The sequence below is a fragment of the Microbacterium neungamense genome, from assembly GCF_024971095.1.
GTDB lineage: Bacteria > Actinomycetota > Actinomycetes > Actinomycetales > Microbacteriaceae > Microbacterium > Microbacterium neungamense.
The window spans coordinates 1,061,824-1,073,657 of sequence record NZ_CP069717.1; the positions used below are offsets into that span (position 1 = coordinate 1,061,824).

Annotated in this window: 11 protein-coding genes and 1 pseudogene; 7 read left to right on the forward strand and 5 right to left on the reverse strand. The window is 66.8% G+C overall.

Translation table 11 applies throughout. The features are described from left to right. Positions 1–6 precede the first annotated feature (6 nt). Together JSY13_RS05055 and JSY13_RS05060 are read left to right on the forward strand one after the other, a co-directional pair. The gene (locus JSY13_RS05055) at positions 7–1,509 is read left to right on the forward strand and encodes a hypothetical protein (protein WP_259607934.1); all 1,503 of its coding nucleotides are present in this window, start codon (positions 7–9) and stop codon (positions 1,507–1,509) included. Next, the gene (locus tag JSY13_RS05060) at positions 1,506–2,393 is read left to right on the forward strand and encodes a DNA adenine methylase (RefSeq protein WP_432806437.1); all 888 of its coding nucleotides are present in this window, start codon (positions 1,506–1,508) and stop codon (positions 2,391–2,393) included. Before JSY13_RS05055 ends, JSY13_RS05060 begins: the two co-directional genes overlap by 4 nt. Positions 2,394–2,650: 257 nt before the next feature. Here the strand turns inward: JSY13_RS05060 and JSY13_RS05065 are convergent. Together JSY13_RS05065 and JSY13_RS05070 are read right to left on the reverse strand one after the other, a co-directional pair. Beyond that, positions 2,651–4,047, reverse strand: a protein-coding gene (locus JSY13_RS05065) for an IS3 family transposase (RefSeq protein WP_370428832.1) whose coding sequence is annotated in 2 segments (ribosomal slippage) — positions 2,651–3,711 and positions 3,711–4,047 — 1,398 coding nt in all. Because the reading frame shifts where the segments join, the coding sequence is not laid out codon by codon here. A 62-nt stretch (positions 4,048–4,109) separates the two neighbouring features. Next, positions 4,110–4,508 (reverse strand): hypothetical protein, encoded by a 399-nt coding sequence (locus JSY13_RS05070; protein ID WP_259607936.1) that lies wholly within the window; start codon positions 4,506–4,508, stop codon positions 4,110–4,112. 300 nt (positions 4,509–4,808) lie between these two features. On the opposite strand from JSY13_RS05070, the gene JSY13_RS05075 reads away from it, so the two are divergent. Then, the gene (locus JSY13_RS05075) at positions 4,809–5,876 is read left to right on the forward strand and encodes an IS110 family RNA-guided transposase (protein WP_259606526.1); all 1,068 of its coding nucleotides are present in this window, start codon (positions 4,809–4,811) and stop codon (positions 5,874–5,876) included. A gap of 46 nt (positions 5,877–5,922) precedes the next feature. Continuing rightward, positions 5,923–7,162 (forward strand): annotated as a pseudogene (locus tag JSY13_RS05080) (IS3 family transposase). A gap of 20 nt (positions 7,163–7,182) precedes the next feature. Here JSY13_RS05080 and JSY13_RS05085 read toward each other — a convergent pair. Then, positions 7,183–8,250, reverse strand: a complete 1,068-nt coding sequence (locus JSY13_RS05085) for an IS110 family RNA-guided transposase (RefSeq protein WP_061873125.1) — start codon at positions 8,248–8,250, stop codon at positions 7,183–7,185. 316 nt (positions 8,251–8,566) lie between these two features. On the opposite strand from JSY13_RS05085, the gene JSY13_RS05090 reads away from it, so the two are divergent. Beyond that, positions 8,567–8,818 (forward strand): hypothetical protein, encoded by a 252-nt coding sequence (locus JSY13_RS05090; RefSeq protein ID WP_336297707.1) that lies wholly within the window; start codon positions 8,567–8,569, stop codon positions 8,816–8,818. Then, the gene (locus JSY13_RS05095; RefSeq protein ID WP_259607937.1) at positions 8,818–9,207 is read left to right on the forward strand and encodes a recombinase family protein; all 390 of its coding nucleotides are present in this window, start codon (positions 8,818–8,820) and stop codon (positions 9,205–9,207) included. The genes JSY13_RS05090 and JSY13_RS05095 overlap by 1 nt, the downstream gene beginning before the upstream one ends. Positions 9,208–9,256: 49 nt before the next feature. Here JSY13_RS05095 and JSY13_RS05100 read toward each other — a convergent pair. After that, a protein-coding gene (locus JSY13_RS05100) for an IS3 family transposase (protein ID WP_370428832.1) occupies positions 9,257–10,653 on the reverse strand; the annotation gives its coding sequence in 2 pieces (ribosomal slippage) (positions 9,257–10,317 and positions 10,317–10,653; 1,398 coding nt in all). Positions 10,654–10,819: 166 nt separating this feature from the next. On the opposite strand from JSY13_RS05100, the gene JSY13_RS05105 reads away from it, so the two are divergent. Continuing rightward, the gene (locus JSY13_RS05105) at positions 10,820–11,308 is read left to right on the forward strand and encodes a hypothetical protein (RefSeq protein WP_259607938.1); all 489 of its coding nucleotides are present in this window, start codon (positions 10,820–10,822) and stop codon (positions 11,306–11,308) included. A 25-nt stretch (positions 11,309–11,333) separates the two neighbouring features. Here the strand turns inward: JSY13_RS05105 and JSY13_RS05110 are convergent, their stop codons facing one another. After that, on the reverse strand, positions 11,334–11,810 hold the full coding sequence (locus tag JSY13_RS05110; RefSeq protein ID WP_259607939.1) for a YbaK/EbsC family protein: 477 nt from the start codon (positions 11,808–11,810) through the stop codon (positions 11,334–11,336). Positions 11,811–11,834: the final 24 nt, after the last annotated feature.

The following is an 11,834-nucleotide window of genomic DNA, read 5'->3' on the forward strand; positions in this document are numbered from 1 at the left end:
CTGCTGATGCTGGACACATCGAAATGGCCCGAGATTGAGCTGGACGTCTTGAAGGAAGTCCAACTCGACCCGAAGAACGTCCGCCTTGAAGTGGCAGACGCGAAGGTCGAAGCGGACATCATTGAAGACCTGTTCGTCAACGAAGATGCGCTGGGCCTTGTCGAGGGCATCTGCAAGGTCGGCTATCTAACGCACGAGACTCCGGTCGTCCTCAAGCGACGCGGTAAGTACGTGATGGTGGAGGGAAACCGCCGTCTTGCTGCGCTCAAAGCCATCCAGAACCCGATGTTGGTTCCCGACTATCAGGCGCGAGTCGCGTCGTTGGCAGCCCTTCTGCCAGATCGCTCCGCACTTGCGAAGGTCCGGGTCATGGTCGCACCTAACCAGACCGAGGCGGATCAGTTGATCGCGGCTATCCACACCGGGAACCTGCGACGGGCTTGGAGCCCCAGCAGGCAGGCGGCGTTCTTCCAGGCACAGATCGACGCGGGAAGGAAGTTGCCGGAACTTCTGACTAGGTACCCCACGATCGACGTTCGCAAGTTCGTCTTCCGCGCGCACATCATCAATCTCTTCAAGTCCGTGCACTACGACGAGGCCGAACTTCAAGACTTCCTTGCAACGAAAAAGTGGGCCAGGGGTCTATCGACGCTGGCGCGCATCTACGAGTCGAAGGAGTTCCTTGACCTGACTGGGCTCGCGATGGATTCGAACGGCAACGTCACGAAGACGCTCTCGGACGCAGTCTTCAAGGACGTTGCTACCGCGATCGTCCGCGGGATGCATGAGGAGAACATCAACACGCGCAGCCTGAACTCGGTTTCTAGTCCTCGCTACACGCAACTCATGAAGGAACTGCGTCAGATCGTTGCCGACGCAGGCGAAGCAGCTCCGTCTGACCCCACGACCGCCACTACAGGGACGAGTCCCGGCGGAGGGGGAAACCCGCCGTCTGGTGGCCCCGGCTCTACGCCGACTCCGCCCACGGGAGGACCCGGTCCCGGAAAGCCTCCGAGTGGTGCGCCTGGCCCGATAGGGCCGAAGCCTCCGGCGAAGAAGAAGCTTAGGAACCTCGATCTCGGGCAGATCAAGGCTCCCGCGAGTTACCCCGAAGGGTTGAAACTGCTACTCGGCGAACTATCCGAGGTCGACGTGCAGAAGTTCCCTAACGCCACTTTCCTCATGATCCGAGCCGTACTGGAGAAGTCGATCAAGGCGTACGCGGAGGCGAAGTCGATCGACATCAAGGGTTCCGGGAACAACCAGAACGGCCGTGTCCAGCTCAGCCACGCTTTGAACTGGCTGCTGGACTACGCCAAGGCGAACGGGCCGAAGTACTTGATCCAGGTCATCGAGGGCGTCAGGACAGGGAAGCTCGTGACCTACACAAACTCGGGTGACTCACTCAATGCGATCAACCACAACCACCACTTCCTGGTCGATCCCGACCAAGCGTTCTCGATGTGGGCCTCCATCGACTCGATCATGAGATACGTGATGAAGCCATGACGGCGAGCGCCATCGGCGTCTCCACGCGCCGCCCGCGAATCTCACCGCTCCGGTACCCCGGCGGCAAATCAGCGTTGTACTCGCGCCTTCGCAAAATGATCCGGGACATGGACCTGGTAGGCTGCACTTACGTCGAGCCCTACGCGGGCGGCGTCGGCGCCGGCCTCAGTCTTCTAGTCACGGGGCAAGTAGAGCGCGTCGTCATTAACGACCTCGACCCGGCCATCCATGCATTCTGGACGACGGTTCAGTCCGAGCCCGGATGGCTGATCGAACGAATCCACAAGACCAAGCTCGACGTCACCGAGTGGCGGCGGCAGCGCGAAATCTACGTCGCCGCAGACACCAGCGATCTGTCGCAGCTCGGATTCGCCACCTTCTATCTCAATCGCACGAACAGGTCCGGCGTGCTCAACGGAGGCCCGATCGGCGGGCTAGACCAAACGGGCAACTACAAGATCGACGCCCGCTTCAACCGGGATGGCCTCGCTGAACGTATCCGCATACTGTCGCTCTATGCGGACAACATCGTCCCGACGTCGCGCGATGGCATCGAAGTCATTTCTGAGTACGCCCCGAAAGACGATGTCTTCATTTACGCCGACCCTCCCTACTTCGAGAAGGCCGGGTCGTTGTACCTCAACGCCTTCTCTGCAACCGACCACGAAGACCTTGCGAGAGTCCTCAACTCCGTCGCAGATAGACCGTGGGTTCTTACCTACGACAATGCTCCACAGGTAGCGGAGCTCTACGCGGCACGCCGCCGTCGAGAGTTCGAGCTCCACTATTCGGCGCATCGTGTCGGCAAGGCCACTGAGGTCGCCGTGCTCTCTGAGTCCGTTCCAGAGATTGGACAAGGCTGGCCGCTCACGCCGACAACGTAGACGCACCCGCTCCGAGAAGACGAACGACCGTCACCGCATGTCGAGAGACGGTCACCACCGTGGGAGAGGCGGGGCGGAACTAAGACTCCTCGCGGGCAGGCGGCTGGATCATCAGCACGTTCGAGATGCCGCCCTGGTTCACGCAGTCCTGAGCGAAGTCGTGAACGTGCCAGAAGCAGTCCGCCGCCGGCTCAATGGCGTTTAGGTGGTCTCGACCGGCGTGTCGGAAAGTGTCAAGGCGGGTGAGACAGATTCCGTCAGGCGGTCTGTATGAGGGCCTCCTGTGAGGGCTGGTTGATCCAGGCGGCCTCGGGCAGCTTGGGCGCCTGGGGTCGGCGGTGGCCGAAGCGCTCGGGACGGGCGGCGTAGGCCGCGTCCAGGGTGGCCTGGCGCTGGGCGCGGACCTGCCCGGCGGTGCCGAAGTGGACGCTGGCGGGGGTGTGCAGCCCGATCCCGCAGTGGCGGTGCTCGTGGTTGTAGTAGGCGAAGAACTGCTCGGCGAACGCGCCGGCGTCGGCCAGGGACCCGAAGCGCTCGGGGAAGACCGGGGCGTACTTCAGCGTCTTGAACGCCGCCTCGCTGTAAGGGTTGTCGTTCGACACGTGCGGGCGGGAGTGCGACCTGGCCACCCCGAGGTCGACGAGCAGCTGAGCGACCGGTTTGGAGGTCATCGAGGTCCCGCGGTCGGCGTGGATCGCCTCCGGCACGCCATGGATGCCCATGGCGTGCTCGAGCAGGTTCTTGGCGATCTCGGCGTCCTCGCGGGCCGCGATGGTCCAGCCCACGACGAACCTGGAGAAGATGTCGAGCACGACGTACAGGTCGTAGTACACGCCCCGCTCCGGCCCCTTGAGCTTTGTGATGTCCCAACTCCACACCTGCCCCGGCGCCGTCGCGACGAGCTCGGGCCGGGTCCGGGGCGGGTGGCTCGCCTGCCGGCGCCGTTCCCCGGCCATGTCGTGCTCGCGCAGGATCCGGTGCATCGTGGACATCGAGCACAGGTAGGTGCCCTCGTCCAGCAGCGTGGCCCAGACCTGGGCGACCGACTTGTCCGCGAACCGCTGGCTGGTCAACACGGCCAGCACGTGGGCCCGCTCGGCGGCGGACAGCTTGTTCGCCGGTGCCGGCCGCGGTGTCCGTGGACGTGGCGGTGGCGGGTTCTTGGCCCGGTAGTGACTGGCGCGGGAGCGACCCAGCAGCGCGCACGCAGCCGCGGTGCCGACGTGCTCGGCCAGCCCGTCGACGGCCGGGTTGATCACCGCGGCGACCGCGGCGGCTTGTCCGCGCTCTCGGAGAGCGTCTCCAAGAGCGCGTGTGCTTTTCCCATCAGGTCCAGCGCCGCCCTGGTCTTGGCCAGCTCGGCCTCGGCCTTCTCCGCCCGGGCCCGTAGCGCCTGCAGCTCCCGCTCGCGCCGGTCCCGCGGCTTGCTGCCCAGCCCGGACAGCGAGCCGGCGGCCGCGGCCTTGCGCCACTCGATGATGTGGGAGGTGTACAGGCCCTCCCGGCGCAGGATCTCCCCACGCCCAGAGCGGTCCGCGGCGTCGTACTCGGCCAGGATCGCCGCTTTGAACTCGGCGGTGAACGTCCGCCTCTTGGGCCGGTCAGCACGAGGAGCCATAGCCCCATCATCGGTGCCGACGTCAGCAACCGTCATCGTCATCTCAGTATTGGTCCGTTCTCGCCCCGTGCAGTGCGAAGGTCAGCAGTGCTGGTGTCTCACCCCATCCTGACGCACGGGGTGTAGCGGTGCAACGGGACTGAAACGCCGTCGTATGTGAAGCCCATGTTGTCCTTCGTCAGGATCGTCAACGGCTGCTCGCCGGTCCACTCGATCCCAAGGCGCACATCGTACTCGTCTTGGGTGGTCGCCCCGGCTGTGGTCCGCATGAGCGCCATCAGGTCAGCGACAGCGCACTCGATGGCGGCAGGCTCCACTTGCCAGCCATCGAAGTACCCATCGTTGCTCATGCGATGCCCGCCGACAGCCGCGGTGACCGTCACCGAGCCGTGATGGTGGACGCTCATCCACGCCTCCCTCCAGACCGAGCGTTCACCGGTCGCCGTGTTCACGGCCACCCAGCGCCGCAATCCGGGACGCGGGTTGTCGCGGTCCACATGAATCGGCTGTAAGTCTCTGAAGTGGCTGGCCTGGGGTCGGCTGGCAGGGTGGGTGCTGGTGCTCCGTCTGGTCGTGACTCTTGAATCGCCTGGCCTCCCGCTTCGGCGGGGTGCCTTTCCCAGGATCTGTCCGGCCGGGTGGGTGCCGGCGCCGACCCTGCCCACTCCGATGGCTTGATCAGAAGCTTGCCCGACCGTTCACGGCGGTCGTGGCCCATTACAGGCCTGCCTCGAAGTGACCATTCCCGGGTCGACGCCAGCAGTGACGTCAACCCAGTGGAGAGGATCACGGTCACCATGACCATCGTCGCAAACACGTTCGCGTATGTCATCGGCGCGGACACCCATTCCAGAACACACACTCTCGCCGTGCTCGACGCGCGCACTGGCGCCAGAGTGGACACTCGGACCTTCCCGACGACGCCGGCGGGATTATCACGCGCGGTCGCGTGGATCGCTCGGCGCACCAGCGGGCTGGCCGATGTGCTCGTAACGATCGAGGGCGTCGGCTCGTATGGCGCCCGGCTCGCGAGAGCATGCCAGGACGCCGGCTACCGGGTCGTGGAGTCGTTCCCGACAGCGGCACGTGAACGTCGCGGACGAGGCAAGAGCGACGAGATCGACGCGGAACTGATCGCCCGCTCCGTGCTCGGCGTCGATGCCGACAACCTCCGTGATCCGCGTCAGGACGCGGGAGTCCGCGCGGCGCTGCGGGTGCTGATCGGCGCCCGCGACCTCATCAACCTCGAACGCACCAGGTCGATCAACGCCTTGACCGCGCTGCTTCGAACGGTCGACCTCGGCATCGACGCCCGCGCCTCGCTCACCAAGAAGCAGCTCGCGGCGATCGAGTCCTGGCGCACGCGACAGGAGGACCTCGCGACCGCGACAGCCCGCCGGGAAGCGATCCGGCTGGCCCGACGGGTTGCCGTCTGCGATGAGGACCTCGCTGCTAACCGTGACGCGATCACCGCGCTGGTCGCCGCCAGCGACGCCGCAATCCTGCTCGACGAGCCCGGGATCGGCGCGATCAACGCGGCCGTGATCATCGCCGCCTGGTCACACCCCGGCCGGGTCCGCTCCGAAGCAGCGTTCGCCGTGCTCGCCGGCGTCAGTCCCGTGCCCGCCTCGAGCGGAAACACCACCCGTCATCGCCTCAACCGAGGAGGCGACAGGCGTCTGAACAGAGCCTTATCGTCGATCGCGCTGACCCGAATGTCGCACCACCCGCCGACCCGCGCCTACGTCGAACGCCGACGAGCCGAAGGACGCACCACCAAGGAAATCCGCCGCTCACTCAAGCGATACATAGCCCGCCAGCTCTACCGCCGCCTCAGCGAGCAGAGCGGACTTGACAACACATAGAAGCATCCTGGGTTTCGTTCCGTTCTTGAAGCAAGGATGGAACACGATGAACCAGAAGTACTCTCCCGAGATGCGCGAGCGCGCGCTGCGGATGCTCGATGAGGCCAAGGCCTCCGGTGAGCACTCGAATCTGATGTCCGCCGTGCGGCATGTTGCGGGGCTCCTCGGCATGAGCGCGGAGACGCTGCGGGTGTGGCATTGCCGCCGCGAGGTCGACGCCGGCGCGAAGCCCGGTGTCCCGAGCGATGTCGCTGAGGAGAACAAGCGCCTGCGCCGCGAGGTGGCCGAGCTGCGAAAGGCGAATGAGATCCTCAAGGCTGCGAGCGTGTTTTTCGCGAAGGAGCTCGACCGGCCCTGACCGAGATGATCCGCTTCATCGACGAGTATCGAGAGCGGTTCGGGGTCGAGCTCATCTGCCGGACGCTGCGCCCGGCAGTGCAGGATTCATCACGTCCCGCGGGTATCGCGCCGCGAAGACCCGTATAGCCTCCGCCCGGCAGCTGCGCGACGAGCTGCTGGTGCCCGAGGTCGCCAGGCTGCATGCGGAGAACTACGGCGTCTACGGGCGGCGGAAGATGCATGCTCTCCTGAAACGGCAGGGGTGGGACATCGGCCGCGACCAGACCGAGCGCCTCATGCGCCTCGCGGGAGTGCGTGGGGTTCGCAAGTCGGAGAAGGTGTTCACGACCAGGCCGGACAAGGCGCAGGCCCTACCGCGGGACCTCGTCCAGCGGCGGTTCCGTGCGGACGCGCCGCGCCGACTCTGGGTTGCAGACATCACGTATGTGGCCACCTGGGCGGGCTTCGCATACGTCGCGTTCGTCACCGACGTCTATTCACGTCGGATCGTGGGCTGGAACGTCGCGGCGACGCTGCGCGCGGAGGTGCTGCCGCTGCAAGCGCTGGACATGGCCGCCTGGGGCGCGGACGGCCCGCTGGACGGGCTGATCCATCACGCCGATCACGGCTCGAACTACATGTCGATGGTCTACACCGACCGGGTCGTCGAGCTTGGCGCAACACCCTCGACGGGAACCGTCGGGGACTCGTATGACGCCCTCGCCGAGGCGGTCAACAACCTCTACAAGACCGAGCTGATCCGCCAGCGCGGCCCCTGGAGGACCGTCGAGCAGGTCGAGCTCGCGACGCTCGAATGGGTGTGGTGGTGGAACCATCAACGCCTGCACGGCGAACTCGGCATGCGCACCCCGATCGAGATCGAGGACGCGTACTACGCTGACCTCGAATCAGGCCTCCCGGCGACCGCCGGACAGGGAAACCGATAGGAACGAAACCCAGGATGCTTCTATGTGTTGTCAAGTCCGCTCTGCTCGCTGAGGCGGCGGTAGAGCTGGCGGGCTATGTATCGCTTGAGTGAGCGGCGGATTTCCTTGGTGGTGCGTCCTTCGGCTCGTCGGCGTTCGACGTAGGCGCGGGTCGGCGGGTGGTGCGACATTCGGGTCAGCGCGATCGACGATAAGGCTCTGTTCAGACGCCTGTCGCCTCCTCGGTTGAGGCGATGACGGGTGGTGTTTCCGCTCGAGGCGGGCACGGGACTGACGCCGGCGAGCACGGCGAACGCTGCTTCGGAGCGGACCCGGCCGGGGTGTGACCAGGCGGCGATGATCACGGCCGCGTTGATCGCGCCGATCCCGGGCTCGTCGAGCAGGATTGCGGCGTCGCTGGCGGCGACCAGCGCGGTGATCTCGTCACGGTTAGCAGCGAGGTCCTCATCGCAGACGGCAACCCGTCGGGCCAGCCGGATCGCTTCCCGGCGGGCTGTCGCGGTCGCGAGGTCCTCCTGTCGCGTGCGCCAGGACTCGATCGCCGCGAGCTGCTTCTTGGTGAGCGAGGCGCGGGCGTCGATGCCGAGGTCGACCGTTCGAAGCAGCGCGGTCAAGGCGTTGATCGACCTGGTGCGTTCGAGGTTGATGAGGTCGCGGGCGCCGATCAGCACCCGCAGCGCCGCGCGGACTCCCGCGTCCTGACGCGGATCACGGAGGTTGTCGGCATCGACGCCGAGCACGGAGCGGGCGATCAGTTCCGCGTCGATCTCGTCGCTCTTGCCTCGTCCGCGACGTTCACGTGCCGCTGTCGGGAACGACTCCACGACCCGGTAGCCGGCGTCCTGGCATGCTCTCGCGAGCCGGGCGCCATACGAGCCGACGCCCTCGATCGTTACGAGCACATCGGCCAGCCCGCTGGTGCGCCGAGCGATCCACGCGACCGCGCGTGATAATCCCGCCGGCGTCGTCGGGAAGGTCCGAGTGTCCACTCTGGCGCCAGTGCGCGCGTCGAGCACGGCGAGAGTGTGTGTTCTGGAATGGGTGTCCGCGCCGATGACATACGCGAACGTGTTTGCGACGATGGTCATGGTGACCGTGATCCTCTCCACTGGGTTGACGTCACTGCTGGCGTCGACCCGGGAATGGTCACTTCGAGGCAGGCCTGTAATGGGCCACGACCGCCGTGAACGGTCGGGCAAGCTTCTGATCAAGCCATCGGAGTGGGCAGGGTCGGCGCCGGCACCCACCCGGCCGGACAGATCCTGGGAAAGGCACCCCGCCGAAGCGGGAGGCCAGGCGATTCAAGAGTCACGACCAGACGGAGCACCAGCACCCACCCTGCCAGCCGACCCCAGGCCAGCCACTTCAGAGACTTACAGCCGATTCAAGTGGGGCATCCCCGCGATGCTTCTCGCCGCGCCCTACCTGCTCGCCGCGAGCATCTGCACCAACCTCATCGCGGACGGTGGCCCTGGGTGGCTCAATCTCCTCGTGCTCCTCTTCATCTGGAACGCGATGAAGTTCCTCATTATTGGGCCGGTCAGCTTCGCGCTCCTGGTCCGTGTTCGCTCCCAGGAAGTTACAGCGCGCCGCCGCGCGCGGCGACAGGACGGAGCGGCCCGCTCGCTTCACTACGCGGAAGTGAGCGTTGCCTGATGGGCGCCGTGATCTACACCCGTAGCGCGAGGCCGAACCGCCGATCGCACGAGGAGCAGATGGAAGCCTGCGAACGCCTGATCGCAGAGCTCGGCTACGAGGTCATCGAGCAGTTCCACGACGTCGGTAAGGCGCGGCCGGGACTTGACCAGCTCCTCGCCACGGTCCGTGACGGCAAGGCGTCAGCGGTCGTCGCTGCTGGCCTCGACCGACTCGGCCGCACGTTCGACACGATCACGCACATCATGAAGACGCTGAACGAGGTCGACGTCCGGCTCTACATCGTGGGCCACGGCCAAGTGAACCTCCCCACGACGCCAGAATTCGGCATCATGCGTGCGCTCGCCGAGTACGAGGCAGAGCACGTCGAGGACGACATCACCCGCTGATCGAAACGGCGGTGGCCGGAAAGTGTCAAGGCGGGTGAGACAGATTCCGTCAGGCGGTCTGTATGAGGGCCTCCTGTGAGGGCTGGTTGATCCAGGCGGCCTCGGGCAGCTTGGGCGCCTGGGGTCGGCGGTGGCCGAAGCGCTCGGGACGGGCGGCGTAGGCCGCGTCCAGGGTGGCCTGGCGCTGGGCGCGGACCTGCCCGGCGGTGCCGAAGTGGACGCTGGCGGGGGTGTGCAGCCCGATCCCGCAGTGGCGGTGCTCGTGGTTGTAGTAGGCGAAGAACTGCTCGGCGAACGCGCCGGCGTCGGCCAGGGACCCGAAGCGCTCGGGGAAGACCGGGGCGTACTTCAGCGTCTTGAACGCCGCCTCGCTGTAAGGGTTGTCGTTCGACACGTGCGGGCGGGAGTGCGACCTGGCCACCCCGAGGTCGACGAGCAGCTGAGCGACCGGTTTGGAGGTCATCGAGGTCCCGCGGTCGGCGTGGATCGCCTCCGGCACGCCATGGATGCCCATGGCGTGCTCGAGCAGGTTCTTGGCGATCTCGGCGTCCTCGCGGGCCGCGATGGTCCAGCCCACGACGAACCTGGAGAAGATGTCGAGCACGACGTACAGGTCGTAGTACACGCCCCGCTCCGGCCCCTTGAGCTTTGTGATGTCCCAACTCCACACCTGCCCCGGCGCCGTCGCGACGAGCTCGGGCCGGGTCCGGGGCGGGTGGCTCGCCTGCCGGCGCCGTTCCCCGGCCATGTCGTGCTCGCGCAGGATCCGGTGCATCGTGGACATCGAGCACAGGTAGGTGCCCTCGTCCAGCAGCGTGGCCCAGACCTGGGCGACCGACTTGTCCGCGAACCGCTGGCTGGTCAACACGGCCAGCACGTGGGCCCGCTCGGCGGCGGACAGCTTGTTCGCCGGTGCCGGCCGCGGTGTCCGTGGACGTGGCGGTGGCGGGTTCTTGGCCCGGTAGTGACTGGCGCGGGAGCGACCCAGCAGCGCGCACGCAGCCGCGGTGCCGACGTGCTCGGCCAGCCCGTCGACGGCCGGGTTGATCACCGCGGCGACCGCGGCGGCTTGTCCGCGCTCTCGGAGAGCGTCTCCAAGAGCGCGTGTGCTTTTCCCATCAGGTCCAGCGCCGCCCTGGTCTTGGCCAGCTCGGCCTCGGCCTTCTCCGCCCGGGCCCGTAGCGCCTGCAGCTCCCGCTCGCGCCGGTCCCGCGGCTTGCTGCCCAGCCCGGACAGCGAGCCGGCGGCCGCGGCCTTGCGCCACTCGATGATGTGGGAGGTGTACAGGCCCTCCCGGCGCAGGATCTCCCCACGCCCAGAGCGGTCCGCGGCGTCGTACTCGGCCAGGATCGCCGCTTTGAACTCGGCGGTGAACGTCCGCCTCTTGGGCCGGTCAGCACGAGGAGCCATAGCCCCATCATCGGTGCCGACGTCAGCAACCGTCATCGTCATCTCAGTATTGGTCCGTTCTCGCCCCGTGCAGTGCGAAGGTCAGCAGTGCTGGTGTCTCACCCCATCCTGACGCACAGGGAGGTCCGGGGCTTCGTCGTGTGCGGGGGCTCTTCCCTGATCCCGGTTCGAGTGAGACCATGGCGATTGACGAGGAGGCCTGATGATCGAACTCGACGACATCGACACCGATGAGGACGGCGCGCTCACCGCGACAGTCGAACTGCCCGGCGGTCGCCGCGTCACCGTGGAGTACGAATTCGAGGACGACTTCGAACTGCTCGACGAGGACGAGGACGAGGACGAGGAGGACGACCTCGACGAGGGTCTCGAGCCGGAGGACCTCCCCGACATGGACACCATGCAGGAGACCGTCCAGCACGCCCTCGCGCGCCTCACCGCCGAGGTTCTCGACGCGCGCGAACGCGAAGTGGCGGAGTCGCTCATCGAGGCCGCCTACGAGGACGAGGACGAGGACGACCTCGAGGAGCCGCTCGCCGCGCTGCGGGAGGACATCAGCCTGGACGGCGTCGTCGTCTTCGGCGACGGCGGGATGACGCTCCTCTATGTCGCCCCCGAGGAGTACCCGGACCTCACCATCTACTGCCTGCTGGACGACGATCTCGAGATCGACGACATCATGGTCGAATGACCCGCGCCCGGCGGGGGGGTCCGGCTCAGGCCACGCGGACGGTCGTGCCGCCGGTCAGCGCGCGCAGCTGCTCGAAGGTCAACGGCATGACCGTGTGCGGCGTGCCGCCCGCGGCCCAGATCCGGTCGAAGGCCGCAAGGTCCTCGTCGAGATACGTCGGCAGCGGCTGCGGATGCCCGGCGGGGGCGACGCCCCCGATCGCCTGACCGGTCGCCGCGCGCACGACCGCGGCCGGCGCCATCGCGACCGACTCCGCCGCGATCGCCGCCGCGAGGACGTCGACGTCGACGCGGTGCGCGCCGCTCGTCATCACCAGGATCGGCCTGCCGTCGGCGACGAGCACCAGGCTGTTCGCGATCGCTCCGACCTCGCATCCGACCGCCTGCGCGGCCTCGGGCGCCGTCCGGGCCGAATCCGGCAGCACGACGATCTCGGTGTCGATGCCCGCCGCCGCCAGGTGCTCCTGCACGATGCGGCTGCGGTCCGGGAGGGTGGCGGTCACTATCTCTCCTCGTTCATGCCGATG

Excerpts from the sequence above, each read along its gene's own strand:
- JSY13_RS05055 (WP_259607934.1), top strand. The coding sequence starts at position 7 with ATGCTGGACACATCGAAATGGCCCGAGATTGAGCTGGACGTCTTGAAG.
- JSY13_RS05060 (WP_432806437.1), top strand. The coding sequence starts at position 1,506 with ATGACGGCGAGCGCCATCGGCGTCTCCACGCGCCGCCCGCGAATCTCA.
- JSY13_RS05075 (WP_259606526.1), top strand. The coding sequence starts at position 4,809 with ATGACCATCGTCGCAAACACGTTCGCGTATGTCATCGGCGCGGACACC.
- JSY13_RS05085 (WP_061873125.1), bottom strand. The coding sequence starts at position 8,250 with ATGACCATCGTCGCAAACACGTTCGCGTATGTCATCGGCGCGGACACC.
- JSY13_RS05090 (WP_336297707.1), top strand. The coding sequence starts at position 8,567 with ATGCTTCTCGCCGCGCCCTACCTGCTCGCCGCGAGCATCTGCACCAAC.
- JSY13_RS05095 (WP_259607937.1), top strand. The coding sequence starts at position 8,818 with ATGGGCGCCGTGATCTACACCCGTAGCGCGAGGCCGAACCGCCGATCG.
- JSY13_RS05105 (WP_259607938.1), top strand. The coding sequence starts at position 10,820 with ATGATCGAACTCGACGACATCGACACCGATGAGGACGGCGCGCTCACC.